The organism is Streptomyces sp. So13.3, from assembly GCF_005860785.2.
GTDB lineage: Bacteria > Actinomycetota > Actinomycetes > Streptomycetales > Streptomycetaceae > Actinacidiphila > Actinacidiphila fildesensis.
The window spans coordinates 1,372,714-1,388,045 of record NZ_CP048835.1; the positions used below are offsets into that span (position 1 = coordinate 1,372,714).

Sequence of the window (15,332 nt, forward strand, 5' to 3'; positions counted from 1 at the left end):
GAGGGCGGGTCGGAGTACACATCAGACGGGCACGTGCGGCGTTCCGGCGCTTCAGTGACGTGATCCCGTCCGGTCTGTGTTCCCTTCGCGCCGTCGATTCTCCCGGGGTCCTATGGGAGACACTCGCGAAGGAGAGTTCCATGACCAGCACGTCCGCCACCGCACGTTCCACCGTGCACGGCTACCCCCGGCAGGGCCGGAACCGGGAGCTGAAGAAGGCGATCGAGGGCTACTGGAAGCGCGACGTCAGCGCCGACGCCCTGCGGGACGCCGCCGCCGCGCTGCGCCGCACCAACTGGCGGCAGCTCGCGGACGCCGGCATCCAGGAGGTCCCGACCGGCGACTTCTCGTACTACGACCACGTCCTGGACACCAGCGTCATGGTCGGCGCGATTCCCGCACGGCACCGCGCCGCGGTCGCCGCCGACGCCCTGGACGGCTACTTCGCCATGGCCCGCGGCACGCAGGACGTCGCGCCGCTCGAGATGACCAAGTGGTTCGACACCAACTACCACTACCTGGTGCCCGAACTGGGCCCGGACACCGTCTTCAGCGCCGACTCCACCAAGCAGGTCGCCGAGCTGAAGGAAGCACTCGCGCTCGGCCTCACCGCGCGCCCGGTGCTCGTCGGTCCGATCACCTATCTGCTGCTCGCCAAGCCCGCCCCCGGCGTCGCGGCGGACTTCGAACCGCTGACGCTCCTCGACCGGCTGCTGCCGGTGTACGCCGAGGTGCTCGGCGATCTGCTCGCCGCCGGAGCCGAGTGGGTGCAGCTCGACGAGCCGGCCCTGGTCCAGGACCGCACCCCGGGTGAACTCAACGCCGCCGCACGCACCTACCGAGTGCTGGGCGGTCTCACCGACCGGCCGAAACTGCTGGTCGCGTCCTACTTCGACCGGCTGGGCGAGGCCCTGCCGATCCTCGCCAAGGCGCCCATCGACGGGCTGGCGCTGGACTTCACCGGTCCCGCCGCGGGCAACCTCGACGACCTCGCGGCCGTCGGCGGGCTGCCCGGCAAGCGCCTGCTGGCGGGCGTCGTCAACGGCCGCAACACCTGGATCAACGACTACGAGAAGTCGCTGTCCGTCCTCGGCACGCTCCTCGGGCTGGCCGAACGGGTCGACGTCGCCTCCTCCTGCTCCCTGCTGCACGTCCCGCTGGACGCCACGGCCGAGCGCGACATCGACCCGCAGATCGCCCGCTGGCTGGCCTTCGCCCGGCAGAAGACCACCGAGATCGTCACCCTGGCGCGCGGGCTCTCCCAGGGCACCGACACGATCGCGGCCGAACTCGCCGCCAACCGCGCCGACCTGGCGTCCCGGGCCGGTTCCGCCCTCACCAACGACCCGGCGGTCAGGACCCGCGCCGCGGCCGTCACCGACAGCGACGCCCGCCGCTCCCAGTCCTACGAGGAGCGGGCCGCTGCCCAGCGCGCCCACCTCGGGCTGCCGCTGCTGCCGACGACCACGATCGGCTCGTTCCCGCAGACCACCGAACTGCGCACCGCACGGGCCGATCTGCGGGCGGGGCGCATCGACACCGCCGCGTACGACGCCCGTATCGAGACCGAGATCCGCGAGGTCCTCTCCTTCCAGGAGAAGGCCGGCATCGACGTCCTGGTGCACGGCGAGCCCGAACGCAACGACATGGTGCAGTACTTCGCGGAGCAGCTGACCGGCTACCTCGCCACCCAGCACGGCTGGGTCCAGTCCTACGGGACCCGTTACGTCCGGCCGCCGATCCTCGCCGGGGACATCTCCCGCCCCGAGCCGATGACGGTCCGCTGGACACGGTTCGCCCAGTCCCTCACCGCCCGCCCGGTCAAGGGCATGCTCACCGGGCCCGTCACCATGCTGGCCTGGTCCTTCGTCCGTGACGACCAGCCGCTCGGCGACACCGCCCGCCAGGTCGCGCTCGCCCTGCGCGACGAGGTCAACGATCTGGAGGCGGCGGGCAGTTCGGTGATCCAGGTGGACGAGCCCGCGCTGCGCGAGACGCTGCCGCTGCGCGCCGACGGGCATGCCGAGTACCTCGGCTGGGCGACCGAGGCCTTCCGTCTCACCGCCGGCGGGGTCCGTCCGGACACCCAGATCCACACCCACATGTGCTACGCGGAGTTCGGTGACATCCTCCAGGCCATCGACGATCTCGACGCCGACGTCATCAGCCTGGAGGCCGCCCGCTCTCACATGCAGGTCGCGGGCGAACTGGCCACCGCCGGTTATCCGCGCGAGGTCGGTCCGGGTGTCTACGACATCCACTCCCCCAGGATCCCCAGCGCGGCGGAGGCGGCGGCCCTGCTCCGCAAGGGCCTTGAGGCGATTCCCGCCGAGCGGCTGTGGGTCAACCCGGACTGCGGTCTGAAGACCCGCGGCTGGCCGGAGGTCAGAACCTCCCTGGAGAACCTCGTCACCGCCGCCCGCGAGGTCCGGAGCACGCTGCCCGGCGCGTCCTCCTGACGCGGCCGTGGCCGGGCCGGGCACCCCTGGTGTCCGGCCCGGCCACGCGCTAGCGCAGTGCCTCCCGCCGGTCCGTGAGGGACCGTCCCGGTTCATCCTTTCGGGTTAAGCAAGGAATGTTTGTCCCGGGCCGCATCCGGAGGGGCGCTCTGATGGGGGCGCGGCGCCGCGCCGACCGTCGTGGACGCGGCACGGGACAGCGATCGAACGAGGTGCGGGGGAATGGGCTCTGTTGCTCTGGGCGTCTGGCTGCTCACCGCCTCCCTGGGGGCGTACCTGTTCACGATCTGGCTGCGCCACGGTGGCCTGCGGCAGCGCGAGGCCGGCATCACCCGGTTACCGGTCTCGCTGATCCTGGGGCACATCCTGCTGGCCGTGGTCGGCCTGGCCGCGTGGACGGTCTTCCTCTTCGGCGACCTGATGGCCTCCGCGTGGGCGGCTTGCGGCGTCGTGCTCGTCGTGGCGTCCCTGGGCCTGATGATGCTGTTCCGCTGGCTTCCCAGCCCCGGGCGCCATGCGCACGCCGAGCGGACCGCCGAGCGGCACTTTCCCGTGACGGCGGTCGTCGCCCACGGCATCTGCGCGGTCGTCACCGTCCTGCTGGTGCTGGCGGTGGCGGTCCACTCGGCCTGAGCGCCGGAGCCGGGCCGGGCGGGCCGGCCGGCCCGCCGTAGATCGCCCGTAATGCGAACCCTGTCCTCTGCGTAGATCCTGAAGGTGTTGTCCATCACGCGAGGAGGTCCGACATGTCCATGCTCGACAAGATCAAAGGCATGCTCAAGGGTCACGAGGATCAGGCGAAGCAGGGTGTCGAGAAGGCCGGCGACGTCGTCGACCAGAAGACCCAGAACAAGTACAGCGGCCAGGTCGACATGGCTCAGGAGAAACTGAACGAGCAGATCGGCGGCACGCGTCCGCCCACCGACGAGGCGGGCAAGTAGCCGGCCGGCGCACCTGTCAGCGACCGGCGACCACGCTCCAGGTCACCCGGGGCGGGTGAACCGAGGCGCACAGGGGCAGGCCGAAGCCGTCGGTCAGTCCCAGGTCCGCCCGGAGGCAGCCGCCTCCGGCGCGGGCGGCCGCCAGGTTCTCGGCCGGAATGTCGCCCAGGTGGAGCTTGGCCCGGCGGAACATCGCGAACGCTCCGCCGGGCGGCTGTTCGCCCCACATCAGATAGAGGAACCGGCCGCCGCGGCGGCCCTGGACATGGGGCCCGCGGAAGTCGGCCGTTCCGTCCGGCGCGGTGAGCAGGGTGACGGCGGTCTCGAAGACCACCTCAGCGGCGTCCGCCGACACCACGGCGTCCGGTACCGACCCCCGCTGGATCCCGACGTGGACGTCCTTGTGGTCGCCACAGGCGGCCCCGGGCAGCTCCCGGCCCACGATCCGCACGAGTACCTCTGCCATCGCCTCAGCCCTCAGTCCTCGGCCCTCACCGGATCCTCGTCCGTGCGTCCCGGACACGACGTGTCCACCGTACGGCGAGCCACTGACAGACCCCGGAAGGTACGCCCCGTGAACCCCGACTCCGGGTCCCCGCCGTCGCCTCCCGTCGAACCGCCCCGGCGGCACCGGTCACACACCTCGGCGTGGCTGGTGGCCGCGGGCCTCATCGTCGGCGCGGTGGGGAGTCACAGCGCTGCGGCGGCCCCGCGCCCGGCCGTCACGGGTACCGCCCCGACCGGCGCGGGTACCGCCCTGGCCGGCACGGACCGGCGGGCCCAGCAGGTCGTGGGGATCGTCAACGTGGAACGCCTGAAACACGGTTGCGGGCCTGTCACGGCGAACGGGAAACTCGCGGCGGCCGCCCAGGCGCACTCCGACGACATGGCCGCCCGTGACTACTACGAGCACGCGACACCCGACGGCAAGGACCCCGGCGCCCGGCTGACCTCCGCCGGGTACCCGTGGACGCGGTGGGGCGAGAACATCGCCAAGGGCGCCAAGGACCCGCGGGCGGCCATGGCCGCGTGGATGAAGAGCGCCGCCCACCGTTCCACCATTCTGAACTGCGCGTTCAAGGAGATCGGGGTCGGCGTGAGCATGCGCCCGAACGGTCCATGGTGGACCCAGGACTTCGCCGCCCGCTGACCGGGGCCGGCACCCCCGGAGCGACGCCCCCCGGCTGTCCCCCGACCGCCCCCGGGCCGCTCTCCGCGCGCGGTGGCGGTGACCCGTGCTTAGCGTGGGACGTAGAGCAGCCCAACGAAGGGACGACTCATCATGAGCGACAGCACAGCGCGGACCAAGCCCGAACCGGATCGCCCCAACCCCGGGAGCAAGACGCCAGCGCGCGGCGATGCGGGATCACGCGGCCGGACCACCATCGCCGACGGCGTGGTGGAGAAGATCGCCGGTCTGGCCGCCCGCGATGTCGTGGGCGTGCACGCCCTGGGCACCGGCTTCTCCCGTACCTTCGGTGCCGTGCGCGACCGGGTGCCGGGCAGCGCCAAGTCCGTCACCCGCGGGGTGAAAGCGGAGGTCGGCGAGACGCAGACCGCTCTCGACCTCGACCTCGTCGTCGACTACGGCGTGTCCATCGTCGATGTCGCCAACGCGGTGCGGGAGAACGTGATCGCCGCGGTCGAGCGGATGACCGGGCTCGAGGTCGTCGAGGTCAACATCGCGATCGGCGACGTCAAGCTGCCGGACGAAGAGGACGACGAGGACGAGCGGGAGCAGCGGGTCCAGTGAGCGGCGGACCGGCGCGGGAGACGGTGGGCGGACGATGAACACGGCACTGGTCGGCCTGGGCGTGGGAATGGCCCTGGCGTTCGCCGGGTGGTTCGGCGGGTTCGGTGCGTTCCTGCTTGTGGCGGCGCTCGGCGCCATCGGCTTCGTGGCAGGGAAGTTCATCGACGGAGACCTCGATCCCGACGAGTTCTTCCGGAGCCGCAGCAGCGACCGCAGCCGCGACCGCAGCGGCACTGGTACCAGCAGCCGCACCCGCGACCGGGACGGCGACCGCCTGCGCTGAACGGTTCGGTACGGGCCGGCGCCGAGGGGTTCCCCGGCGCTGTCCCGGCCGGCACGCGCTCTCAACCCCAGCCGCGAACCTTACGGAACGTGCGCACGGCCGGACCTGCGTCCGGAGGCGCACCGTCCCTTACGCCCTCGGCAATGTGCTGGTCACCTTGCGGGGGTCCGGCTTCGCCATGCTCAATCACTGACAAACCGCGAGGCGCCGCGGATCGGGTCCGGTAACTGCGAGTTCGCGCCAATACCTGGCGTACTGACGAGTAATGCTCGCGACAGGTATAGACCAATGATAAATATGGGGAACGGATCTCACATGTGCGATCACCATGCGTCACTCCCGATGGGAAGGGATCACCCGCTGTGCCCCGTTCCTCCCGCTCCGCCCCGCCCGCACGTCCGCTCTACCAGCGGATCGCCGACCAGCTCCAGGCCGAGCTCGACAAGGGCCGCATAGCCCCGGGAGACCGACTGCCCGCCGAGCGTCTGCTGGCCGACCGCTTCGGCGTCAACCGGCAGACCGTACGCCAGGCCCTGCAGCTCCTGCGCGACCGCCGCATGGTCACCACCGGACGCAGAGGCACCCGCGCCGCGGTCGTCCCGGTTGCGCTGCCGGGCCAGTTGATCGATACGGCGCCCGTCACGCCCGAAGGGATCGACGACGACTTCGGCGTTCTGCGCACCGCGCCCGCCCCGGTCGACATCTCCTGCCTGCTCGGCCTCACCCCCGGCACCCCCACCCTCGTCCACCAGCGGGTCGAGCAGGCGCCCGGGGCCCAGTTGGCGAACGCGACGTCGTACTTCTCACCGGTCGCGCTCGCCGAGATACCGCGACTGGCCGAGCACCGCCGCGCCTCGCCCGAGCCGCACCGCGGCAACCTGCGCGGCCTGTACCAGTGGATGATCGACGCCGATCTGCGCCCCCACCGGCGCGACACCATCGATCTCACCCCGGTCCACAACCCCCGGCCCGCCGCCCCGGACCAGGCGAAGCTGACCATTCGCCGGACCATCGCGGATCAGCACGGCCGCGTCCTGGAAGTCACCGACCTCCAGTTGCCACCCGGCCCGGCCCAACTCGTCTATGAGTTCGCCCTGCCCGGCACCTGACCGGCGGGCACCACGAGCTCCGTCCCGGACGCCCTCCGCAGGGGCCCCGACCCGCTCGGACCTCCCCGTATGCGACCCACCGGGTCCCCGAGGATAGGCCGCCGCCGGCATGAGGACTATGGTCAATATCCCAGGACCACTACGACGAAGGGGCAGTCGGCAATGGCGCAGGACGAGGCCGTTATCGGCTGCACGGGGGAGCTTCTTATCGCCACGCGTGGATCCGCCGGACCCGGCGAGATCCTGGTGCGCGTCAGAGGAGGAACCGAGACCTTCCTCGCCTGGTCCGAGGAGCCCCTGCCGCGCGGGACGACCGTGCTCGTCATCGAGTCCCGCGGGACCCGGCAGGTCGGCGTCATCGAGTGGGCAGATCCCCTGGATGCGTTGGGCGGCGTCACCGACGCCCCTTAAAGGAGACGAAATGTTCGGTTATCGCGTTCCCGCCCCCGACGAGGCGATGCTGATTTCAGGCGGCAGGCGGGGACTGGAAGGTGCGCCGTTCCGCGTGGTGACCGGCCACGGAAAGTTCGTGCTCCCCGTCTTCCGCAAGACCCGCTTCCTCACCCTGGCGATGTGCGAGGCCGAGGTCGCCGAGACCTGTGTGACCAAGCAGGGCATCGCGCTCACGGTCCGGGCCGTGATCGCCTTCAAGGTCGGCAACGACAGGGAGAGCATTGTCAACGCCGGCCAGCGGTTCCTTTCCGACCAGGACCAGATGTCGGTACTGACCGGCCGGATCTTCGCCGGTCATCTGCGCTCCATCATCGGCTCGATGACGGTCGAGGAGATCGTCACCGAACGGCAGAAGCTCGCCACCGAGGTGCTGGAGACCTCCAAGACCGAGATGGCGAAGATCGGGCTGACCGTCGACTCGCTGCAGATCCAGTCGATCGACGACGGCAACACCGGATACATCGCCGCGATGGCCGCACCGCACAAGGCGGCCATCCAGCGGCAGGCCCAGATCGCCCAGGCACAGGCCACCCAGGCCTCGGTCGAGGCGGAGCAGGTGGCCGCACGGAACCAGGCCGAGTACGCCCGGCAGACCGCCGTGGTGAAGGCCGAGTACTCGGCCCAGGTGGACCGCGCGCAGGCGGAGTCCGCGCAGGCCGGCCCGCTGGCGATGGCCCACGCGCAGCAGGAAGTGCTCATCGCCCAGACCGAACTGGCGCACCGCCAGGCCGAACTCAGGCAGCAGCAGCTGCGGGCCGAGATCGTGAAGCCCGCCGAGGCCGAGGCCGAGCGGATCAAGGTGCTGGCGATCGCCGAGGCCGAGCGGATGAAGATCCAGGCCGAGGCCGCGGCCTCGTACGACCGGGTGGCACTGGACCGGATGCTGATCGACCAGCTGCCGCTGATCGTCAAGGAGGCCGCCGGCGGCCTCGCCGGGGCCAATGTCAACGTCCTCAACGGCGCCGACGGCCTCAGTGAGATCGCGGCGGGACTGGTCGGCCAGGGGCTGACCATCCTGGACTCGGTTCGGAAGAACCTGAGCGGTTCCACCGAGTACCCCCGTCCGGGCAAGGACAACGGCCTGCTCGAGCTGCAGGGTTACCTGAAGCCGGCCGCCGGGCCCACGGAACCGGTGAAGCCGAAGCCCACAGACAAGGACACAGAGAAGGACACCGGCCGGGACAAGCCGACCGACGGCCCGATCACGATCGACTAGCGCCCGGGAGGCAGCGCGCCACCGGCGCGGCCGGAGCTCCACGAAGGGACCGGCGGACAGGGGTTGGGCCCCCGTCCGCCGGTCCCTTCGGCATGTCCGGCACGGCAGGACGGTCGGGTGCGCTACGCCAACAGCGGGAACGGAACGGCGTACGCGGCTGCCGGTGGCCCTGACCGGGAAGAAGGACCGAGCGGTCCGCCGTCCTCCGCCCGACCGGCTGCGGTGGCCACTCCCCCAGGCGGCAACGGCCGCTGTCACCGCGGCACGTCACCGCACGTGTCACCGAGCACGTGTCAGCACACACGCGTCGTCGCACAGGCAAGAAAGGTCCGGCCCATGCTCCGCGCCACCTCGCGCCTGCCCGCCGGTCCATCCGGCTCCCGCGGTCACTCCCGGCCCGGGCGCCGCTTACGTACGGCGGTCGTGGTGACCGCCGTCTGGAGCGCCCTGCTCGTCGTGGCGGCGCCGGGGAGCGCCGACGCCGATCCGGGCCTGCGGCTCTCGAACGCGGCACATCTGGCGCCCGGCGTGCGGTACGAGACGTTCTCGGTGACCGCGTCCCACGGAACCGCGCACGGCCACCTCCTGACGGTCGATCTGGACGACGCGCGCGTGAAGATCGAGCTGCTGCGGCCCGGCACGAGTGGCGCGGTGACCGGCATCCGGGCACCGGTGTCCCGGCTGGCCGACGCGCGCGGCGCGGTCGCCGCCGTCAACGGCGACTTCTTCGACATCACCGAGGTCGAGCATCCGGGCGTGCGGCCGACCGGTTCCACCGTAGGCCCGGCCGTCGCGGACGGACGACCGCTCAAGGCCGCTGTTCCGGACGGCCAGCGCTACGGGCCCGCGCTGGTGCCGGGAGCCACCGACGAGGACGTGCTGGGCATCGGAGCCGACGGGGCTGCCCGGCTGGACCGGCTGCGGCTGCGGGGCGCCGTCGTCACCCCGGCCGGGACCTGGGAGCTCGCCGGCTTCAACCAGTACGCACTGCCCGTGGATGGCATCGGTGCGTACACCTCCGCCTGGGGACCCGCCTCTCGCGCACGGGCCAGCTGCGGAACCAACGACGTTCGCGCCGCCGCCTGCGGCACCGACCCCTACGAAGTGACGGTGCACCACGGTCGCGTCACCTCGGCCTCGGCCACCCTGGGCGAAGGCGTCGTCCCGCGCGGGTCGGTCGTCCTGGTGGGGCGCGAGGCCGGCGCCCGCGCACTGCGCCGGCTGCGGATCGGTGACCCCGTACCCGTCCGGCACCGCCTCCGGGCCACCGGAAGCGTCCCGTTGGCCTTCGCGATCGGCGGGTATCCGGTGCTGCGCGGCGGCGTCCCGCTCGACGGCCTCGACGAGACCGCCGCCGCCACCCGGACCGCCGCCGGCTTCAGCGGCCAAGGCCGCCGGTTGTACCTGCTGGCCCTGGACAGCGGCGCCGAGCACGACGACGGACTGACCCTCGGCGAACTGGCCCGCCTGCTACGCGCCCTCGGAGCCGACGGCGCCGTCGATCTCGACGGAGGTGGCTCGTCCACCCTCGTCACCCGGCCCCCGGGCGCCGCGCACAGCACGGTGCGGAACCATCCGTCCGGCGTGCCCGAACGCCCGGTGCCGAACGGGATCGGCGTGATCTCCTCCGCGTGACGCCACCGCCCTACCGCACAGACACGCTCACGCCCCGTGGTGCTCCGGACCGTGGTGCGGATGCGGCGGCGGGGGGCCGGTCGGCGGGGGCGGGATCGAGCCGAGACCGGGGGCGGGTTCGGGCCACACCAGCAGGACGGGACAGGGCGCGTGGTCGACGACGAAACGGCCGTCGCGCCCCAGACTGCGCGGCCCCAGCCGGTGGAGGTCGCCGTCCCGCGCACAGATCAGCAGTTCGGCGCCCTCCGCCGCCCGGACCACCTCCCGAGCGATGCGCCCGTGGACCTGCAGCCGGGCCGCGGGCCGGCCGAGCCGGTCGGCCGCCGCTTCCAGGAGTTCGGCGCCGGCCGTCGCGGACAGCGCCTCCAGATAGTCGCCCGGATCGCGCTCGCGGTGACCGCGGCCGAGCAGACCGGCGAACGCGCCGTGCGCGGCGGCCTCGACGTCGTCACCGGTGACATGGAGCAGGGTGAGTTCGGCCGTGTCCGGAACGTGTGAGCGGGCGGCGTCCACGGTCGCCTGCCAAGCGCCCTCGGTGATCCAAATAATCGTGGTCACGGGTCGTCGGGCCTCCGGTCGTCGGACTTCCGGTCGTCTGCGGCGCCACTCACAGTGCCACAGCGACGGCCGGCTCAGCGGGAGCGGCGTCCCTTAGCCTGTAAGGGCTATGGCGCACGCCGGGCGGTGAGCGGAGTGTCGGAGTATGCAGATGAAGCAGATGACCAGGAACCCATGGCTCTTGCTCGCCCTGCCGATCATTCCGCTGGTGGCCCTGCTGCGACGGTTCCGGCGCCGGGTGCGGCCGGGCGGCGGCGGTCCCGGCGGTCCGCCGCCCGCCGGCGTCCGCGAACCACGCCGGCCGAAGCCGTCCCTCCCCGCGGCGGCGCTCTCCCGCTCGGAGCCGGGTGCGTGAACCCCCCGATCGGTGACGACGCGCCCGCGGAACACGTCGACGTGCTGATCGTCGGTGCCGGCCTGTCCGGGATCGGCGCCGCCTGCCATCTCCGGCGGGAGACCCCGAACAGGACGTTCGCGATCCTGGAGGCCCGCGAGGCGATCGGTGGCACCTGGGACCTGTTCCGCTACCCCGGCGTCCGGTCGGACTCCGACATGCAGACGCTGGGGTACACGTTCCGGCCCTGGACCGGCGCCAAGGCGATCGCCGACGGGGACGCGATCCGCGAGTACGTCCGCGACACCGCCCGCGAGCACGGAGTGGACGGCGCGATCCGCTTCCGCCACCGCGCGGTGCGCGCGGAATGGTCCTCGGAACAGGCGCTGTGGACCGTGCACGTCCTCCGCACCGGCACCGGCGACACGGTCCGGATGACGTGCGCGTTCCTGTTCGTCTGCTCCGGCTACTACCGCTACGACCAGGGCTACACACCGGACTTCCCCGGCACCGGGGACTTCACCGGCACGATCGTGCACCCCCAGCACTGGCCGGCGGATCTCGACTACGCGGGCAAGCGCGTCGTGGTCATCGGCAGCGGCGCCACCGCCGTCACCCTCGTGCCGTCGATGGCGACCACGGCCGGGCACGTGACGATGCTGCAGCGCTCACCGAGCTATGTGCTGTCCATGCCGTCCCGCGACGCCCTCGCCGACCGGCTGCGCCGGCTGCTCCCCGCGAAGGCCGCCCACCCGGCCATCAAATGGAAGAACGTCCTGCTGGCCACCCTGAGCTTCCAGCTCAGCCGCCGTGCGCCCCGGCTGCTCAAGGCCGTACTGCGCAAGGGCGTACGGAAGCAGCTCCCGCTCGGCTACGACATCGACACGCACTTCGCCCCGCGCTACAACCCGTGGGACCAGCGACTGTGCCTCGTCCCGGACGGCGACCTGTTCAAGGCCGTCAGCGACGGCCGGGCGTCGATCGTGACGGACCGCATCGAGACCTTCACCGAGAACGGCCTGCGCCTGGAGTCCGGCGCCGAGCTCGACGCGGACGTCGTCGTCACCGCGACCGGACTCAACCTGCTGGCCATCGGCGGCATGACACTGGCCGTCGACGGCACGGAGATCGACCTCGCCGGAACCGTCGCGTACAAGGGCATGATGCTCTCCGGCGTACCGAACTTCGCCCTCGCCCTCGGCTACACCAACGCCTCCTGGACGCTCAAGTGCGACCTGGTCAGCCAGTACGTGTGCCGGTTGCTCAACCACATGGCCGCGCACGGATACCGGGCCTGCACCCCGCTGGCCCCGGAGCCGTCGCTGCCCCTGGAGCCCCTCATCGACCTGCGGTCCGGCTATGTGCGGCGCAGCGCAGCCGCGCTGCCCAAGCAGGGCCCGACCGCGCCCTGGCGGCTGTACCAGAACTACCCGCGCGACATCCTGATGCTGCGGCACGGCCCGCTGGAGGACGCGGGCGTCCGGTTCAGCCGCCTGCCGGCCACCGAGCCCCTGGCTCAGAAACTCCCGTAGTTGACCTGCCAGGTCGGCAGGCCCATCCGGCGCCAGATCGCCACGACCCGGTCGCGGTCGTCCAGGCTGACGCGCACGTTGTAGCGGTCGCGGACGTGCGCGTCGAACAGCTCGGCCTTGACGATGTCGTCGCGGCGCGTGTCACCGGCGTGCCGCATCCACAGCTCGTCGCAGGGCACGTCGTGTGCCGCGATCCAGGCCTCGGTCTGGGCGCGGAACTCCTCACCGCGGCCGGACAGCAGCACGATCCGGTCGCCGTTCGCCTTCTGGAAGGCGACGAGGGCGTCGCGCACCGAGGTGTTCAGGCCGTCCTGCTCGCAGCGGCTGAAGTCGTACGGGTTGCGGTTCTGGTTGATCGCGAGGGTGCCGTCGATGTCGCACATCACCGCGTCGGGCAGGGTCGTGTCCGCGGTGTAGAGCTGGACGGCGGGTGTGTCGTTCATCCAGGCGTCGGTGAGCCGCCAGCCGCCTCGGGTGGACTTGGCGTGCTTGTCGGCCAGGATGCGGATGATCTCCTCACCCACGGGGTTGGCGCGGGCCGCGTCGCGGCGCAGGCACTCCTCGATCGGCACATCGGTGAAGTCGTGCACGACGAAGACCGCCAGGCCGCCGACGGCGGCCTTGAGCCGCTTGGGGATGTTCGGGGTCAGATGGGTGTTGTCGACGACGACGTCGAAACCGGCGGCGACCGTCTCCCGCACGGCGGCGTCCTGGATGGCGAGGACGGTCTGCTCGTGCTCGTGCGACCACTGCCGGCCGCCGCCACTGCCGCCGTCACCGAGCATGACCCGCAGGTCGTCGAGGTTGACACGCCGGACGAGGCCTTCGGAGTCGGCGCACAGCTTGCGGGCGGCGGTGGTCTTCCCGGAGGCGGGCAGACCGGTCATGACGTGCACGGTGGGCATCGGGTTCAGCCTTCTTCGTCGTTCGCGAAAGGGTCGGAGGGGCCAGGCTTGATCGCCCGCCAGAACTGTAGATCGACGTTCTGTCCGTCGAGCAGCTGGAACATGGTGCCGCGCACCGTCCGGTCGCTGATCCGCTGGATGGCGCGGGCGAACGCGGCCCGGTCGTGGCCGAGCGGCGCGAGGGCCGCGAACTCCTCCCGGGCGCTCGCGGCCAGCGCTTCGGCCTGTGCCTCGAGACCTTCCACGATGCCGCGCACCCAGGCGTCGAACTCGTCCGGGACCTGTTCCAGCAGCGCGTCGAGCGGACCGGTGCCGCTCGCCGCGTAGGCGGCCAGTTCCTGCGGCCGGCAGCCGAGGATCTGGGTGAGCCGCTTGGGGTCGCGGTCGGCGAACCGCTGGATGCCGAGGCTGCGCCAGATGTCCCGTTCGGTGACACCGGTGATGACCTTGTGCAGCCGCACGTAGTCCGCGGTCTTGGCCTTCGTCCGCACCCCGGAGGCGAACCGCAGGACGTATCCCTCGGCGTCCGTTCCGGTGACCTCCTGACCGTCGATCCGGATGTTGTCGGCCGTCATCTCGAGCAGCCGGGCCAGCTCGGGCGCGGGCCAGCTACGGACCACGGAGCCGATCGGCCGCCACTCCACCGCGGCCTCGCCGAGGACGCGCTCGGTGCCGTCGTGCGCGTACGCCGCGAGCAGCACGAGGTCGCGCCGCTCGCCGTAGTTCACGACGATGCGGTTCTCCGGGTACAGGATCTCGACGAGGTAGGTGCTCCGCGGGTCGAGCGCGCCGGTGTCGGCGGCCCGCAGCCGCCGCGTCGCCCAGGTGGCCTGTTCCGACGTGAACGAGCCCTTGGAGGCGACGTGCCAGCGCTCGTCGTAGTGGAAGACGATGCCGAGCGATCCGTCGACCTTGTCGTACACCTCGAACGGCTCGACGGGCAGTGCCGGCGCGTACGGCAGCCCGAGCCCGTGCTCCCCGACGTTGAAGAACTTCTCGAACGGCCACGCCACGATCGCACCGGTCTCGTCGTCGGCCACCAGACCGCGGCAGCGGGTGGTGACGGCGTTCCAGGCGCGCTCGTACTGGCAGGTGCGCGTGTAGGTGTAGATCGAGAGGGGCAGTTCGGGGTGCTGCTTGCGCGAGACGTGTCCCGACTCGATGGCCGCGACGAGGTCTTCGGGCTTGACGAGGGTTTCGAGGTCGGTCACGGCTGCTCCTGGTCGGGTCATGGGGTGTCTGATGCAGCGTGACCGGTATCGCTGGTTCGTGCGATCGAATTATTGATCATCATCGGTCGCGCAGCGGACACCGCCCGGTGGCGGGTAGGATCGCCCGCGCCATGCAGATGAATGCCACGTACACCAGTTTTGTCGCGGTCGGCGACTCCTTCACCGAGGGAATGTCCGACGCCCTCCCGGACGGTTCGTACCGGGGATGGGCCGACCTGGTCGCCGGGCGCCTCGCCGCCCGTGCCCCCGGTTTCCGGTACGCCAACCTCGCGGTGCGGGGCAAGCTCATCCGGCAGATCGCGGACGAGCAGGTGGACACCGCCGCCGCGATGCGCCCCGACCTCGTCACGCTGGTCGGCGGGCTCAACGACACCTTGCGGCCCAAGTGCGACGTCGACGCGGTCTGCGCGCTGCTGGAGCAGTCCGTCGAGAAGCTGGCGCCCGACTGCGGGCAGCTCGTCCTCATGCGCAGCCCGATCCGCCGGGGACCCGTCGCGGCCCGCTTCCTGCCGCGTATGGAGCAGCTCTTCGCGTTCCTCGACGCCCTCGCGGAACGGCACGGCGCGATCGTGGTCGACCTCTACGAGTCGGGGGTGCTCGGCGATCCGCAGATGTGGGCCGACGACCGGCTGCATCTGAACGCCGAGGGCCACCGCCGGGTGGCGGAGGCGGTCTGGCAGGCGCTCGGCCACGAGCCGGAGTCGGACTGGACGGAGCTGCTGCCGCCCGCCGTGCCGCCGGGCTGGGTGACGCGGCGCGGCGCCGACCTGCGCTTCACGCGCGAGCACCTGGTGCCGTGGATCGGCCGGCGGCTGACCGGCCGCTCCTCGGGCGACGGTATGCCGCCCAAGCGCGGCGAGCTGCTCCCGTACCCGGGCGACCAGGGCTGACCAGCGCCGACACGGTCTTCCTGCGGCCGATC

Annotated in this window: 17 protein-coding genes; 13 read left to right on the top strand and 4 right to left on the bottom strand. The window is 71.6% G+C overall.

Annotated features, from left to right (window positions below; genetic code table 11):
- Positions 1 to 140 precede the first annotated feature (140 nt).
- The 3 genes from metE (at position 141) to C8250_RS06495 (ending at position 3,400) form a co-directional block, all read left to right on the top strand.
- On the top strand, positions 141 to 2,459 hold the full coding sequence (gene metE, locus C8250_RS06485; RefSeq protein ID WP_138354463.1) for a 5-methyltetrahydropteroyltriglutamate--homocysteine S-methyltransferase: 2,319 nt from the start codon (positions 141 to 143) through the stop codon (positions 2,457 to 2,459).
- A gap of 222 nt (positions 2,460 to 2,681) precedes the next feature.
- A complete protein-coding gene (locus C8250_RS06490) occupies positions 2,682 to 3,092 on the top strand; it encodes a hypothetical protein (RefSeq protein ID WP_138354462.1) in 411 nt (136 codons plus the stop codon).
- A gap of 113 nt (positions 3,093 to 3,205) precedes the next feature.
- Positions 3,206 to 3,400 carry an antitoxin gene (locus tag C8250_RS06495; RefSeq protein WP_138354461.1) on the top strand — a complete coding sequence of 65 codons (195 nt, stop codon included), beginning with the start codon at positions 3,206 to 3,208 and terminating at the stop codon, positions 3,398 to 3,400.
- Positions 3,401 to 3,416: 16 nt separating this feature from the next.
- On the opposite strand, the gene C8250_RS06500 is transcribed toward C8250_RS06495, so the two are convergent.
- Entirely contained in the window at positions 3,417 to 3,866 is a 450-nt protein-coding gene (locus C8250_RS06500; RefSeq protein ID WP_187144756.1) for a DUF5990 family protein, read from the bottom strand.
- A gap of 108 nt (positions 3,867 to 3,974) precedes the next feature.
- Here C8250_RS06500 and C8250_RS06505 point away from each other — a divergent pair, with 108 nt between their 5' ends.
- The 7 genes from C8250_RS06505 (at position 3,975) to C8250_RS06535 (ending at position 9,849) form a co-directional block, all read left to right on the top strand.
- Positions 3,975 to 4,550 (top strand): CAP domain-containing protein, encoded by a 576-nt coding sequence (locus tag C8250_RS06505; RefSeq protein ID WP_244808994.1) that lies wholly within the window; start codon positions 3,975 to 3,977, stop codon positions 4,548 to 4,550.
- A gap of 132 nt (positions 4,551 to 4,682) precedes the next feature.
- Positions 4,683 to 5,153: an Asp23/Gls24 family envelope stress response protein gene (locus C8250_RS06510; protein WP_138354459.1), complete on the top strand. Its 471-nt coding sequence runs from the start codon at positions 4,683 to 4,685 to the stop codon at positions 5,151 to 5,153.
- A gap of 34 nt (positions 5,154 to 5,187) precedes the next feature.
- Positions 5,188 to 5,436, top strand: coding sequence for a hypothetical protein (locus C8250_RS06515; protein WP_138354458.1), 249 nt, complete (start codon positions 5,188 to 5,190; stop codon positions 5,434 to 5,436).
- A 362-nt stretch (positions 5,437 to 5,798) separates the two neighbouring features.
- Positions 5,799 to 6,545, top strand: coding sequence for a GntR family transcriptional regulator (locus C8250_RS06520; protein WP_138354457.1), 747 nt, complete (start codon positions 5,799 to 5,801; stop codon positions 6,543 to 6,545).
- Between the two features lie 162 nt (positions 6,546 to 6,707).
- Positions 6,708 to 6,956: a hypothetical protein gene (locus C8250_RS06525; RefSeq protein ID WP_138354456.1), complete on the top strand. Its 249-nt coding sequence runs from the start codon at positions 6,708 to 6,710 to the stop codon at positions 6,954 to 6,956.
- 10 nt (positions 6,957 to 6,966) lie between these two features.
- The gene (locus C8250_RS06530) at positions 6,967 to 8,214 is read left to right on the top strand and encodes a flotillin family protein (RefSeq protein WP_187144757.1); all 1,248 of its coding nucleotides are present in this window, start codon (positions 6,967 to 6,969) and stop codon (positions 8,212 to 8,214) included.
- A 426-nt stretch (positions 8,215 to 8,640) separates the two neighbouring features.
- Complete coding sequence (locus C8250_RS06535) at positions 8,641 to 9,849, top strand: phosphodiester glycosidase family protein (RefSeq protein WP_244808995.1); 1,209 nt, start codon at positions 8,641 to 8,643, stop codon at positions 9,847 to 9,849.
- Between the two features lie 27 nt (positions 9,850 to 9,876).
- On the opposite strand, the gene C8250_RS06540 is transcribed toward C8250_RS06535, so the two are convergent.
- A complete protein-coding gene (locus C8250_RS06540) occupies positions 9,877 to 10,407 on the bottom strand; it encodes a universal stress protein (RefSeq protein ID WP_138357202.1) in 531 nt (176 codons plus the stop codon).
- Between the two features lie 160 nt (positions 10,408 to 10,567).
- On the opposite strand from C8250_RS06540, the gene C8250_RS43385 reads away from it, so the two are divergent.
- Both C8250_RS43385 and C8250_RS06545 read left to right on the top strand, forming a co-directional pair.
- Positions 10,568 to 10,762, top strand: a complete 195-nt coding sequence (locus C8250_RS43385; RefSeq protein ID WP_232485508.1) for a hypothetical protein — start codon at positions 10,568 to 10,570, stop codon at positions 10,760 to 10,762.
- Positions 10,759 to 12,273: an NAD(P)/FAD-dependent oxidoreductase gene (locus C8250_RS06545; RefSeq protein WP_244808996.1), complete on the top strand. Its 1,515-nt coding sequence runs from the start codon at positions 10,759 to 10,761 to the stop codon at positions 12,271 to 12,273. Before C8250_RS43385 ends, C8250_RS06545 begins: the two co-directional genes overlap by 4 nt.
- Here the strand turns inward: C8250_RS06545 and C8250_RS06550 are convergent.
- Entirely contained in the window at positions 12,258 to 13,178 is a 921-nt protein-coding gene (locus C8250_RS06550; protein ID WP_138357204.1) for an AAA family ATPase, read from the bottom strand. The genes C8250_RS06545 and C8250_RS06550 overlap by 16 nt on opposite strands.
- 5 nt (positions 13,179 to 13,183) lie before the next feature.
- Positions 13,184 to 14,389, bottom strand: coding sequence for a T4 RnlA family RNA ligase (locus C8250_RS06555; RefSeq protein WP_244808997.1), 1,206 nt, complete (start codon positions 14,387 to 14,389; stop codon positions 13,184 to 13,186).
- 131 nt (positions 14,390 to 14,520) lie between these two features.
- On the opposite strand from C8250_RS06555, the gene C8250_RS06560 reads away from it, so the two are divergent.
- Positions 14,521 to 15,300: an SGNH/GDSL hydrolase family protein gene (locus tag C8250_RS06560; RefSeq protein ID WP_138357206.1), complete on the top strand. Its 780-nt coding sequence runs from the start codon at positions 14,521 to 14,523 to the stop codon at positions 15,298 to 15,300.
- Positions 15,301 to 15,332 lie beyond the last annotated feature (32 nt).

Bases quoted from the DNA above. Each gene is read 5' to 3' on its own strand.
- C8250_RS06510 (WP_138354459.1), top strand. From the start codon at position 4,683: ATGAGCGACAGCACAGCGCGGACCAAGCCCGAACCGGATCGCCCCAAC.
- C8250_RS06530 (WP_187144757.1), top strand. From the start codon at position 6,967: ATGTTCGGTTATCGCGTTCCCGCCCCCGACGAGGCGATGCTGATTTCA.
- C8250_RS06550 (WP_138357204.1), bottom strand. From the start codon at position 13,178: ATGCCCACCGTGCACGTCATGACCGGTCTGCCCGCCTCCGGGAAGACC.
- C8250_RS06495 (WP_138354461.1), top strand. From the start codon at position 3,206: ATGTCCATGCTCGACAAGATCAAAGGCATGCTCAAGGGTCACGAGGAT.
- C8250_RS06500 (WP_187144756.1), bottom strand. From the start codon at position 3,866: ATGGCAGAGGTACTCGTGCGGATCGTGGGCCGGGAGCTGCCCGGGGCC.
- C8250_RS43385 (WP_232485508.1), top strand. From the start codon at position 10,568: ATGACCAGGAACCCATGGCTCTTGCTCGCCCTGCCGATCATTCCGCTG.
- C8250_RS06525 (WP_138354456.1), top strand. From the start codon at position 6,708: ATGGCGCAGGACGAGGCCGTTATCGGCTGCACGGGGGAGCTTCTTATC.
- C8250_RS06490 (WP_138354462.1), top strand. From the start codon at position 2,682: ATGGGCTCTGTTGCTCTGGGCGTCTGGCTGCTCACCGCCTCCCTGGGG.
- C8250_RS06515 (WP_138354458.1), top strand. From the start codon at position 5,188: ATGAACACGGCACTGGTCGGCCTGGGCGTGGGAATGGCCCTGGCGTTC.
- metE (WP_138354463.1), top strand. From the start codon at position 141: ATGACCAGCACGTCCGCCACCGCACGTTCCACCGTGCACGGCTACCCC.
- C8250_RS06560 (WP_138357206.1), top strand. From the start codon at position 14,521: ATGCAGATGAATGCCACGTACACCAGTTTTGTCGCGGTCGGCGACTCC.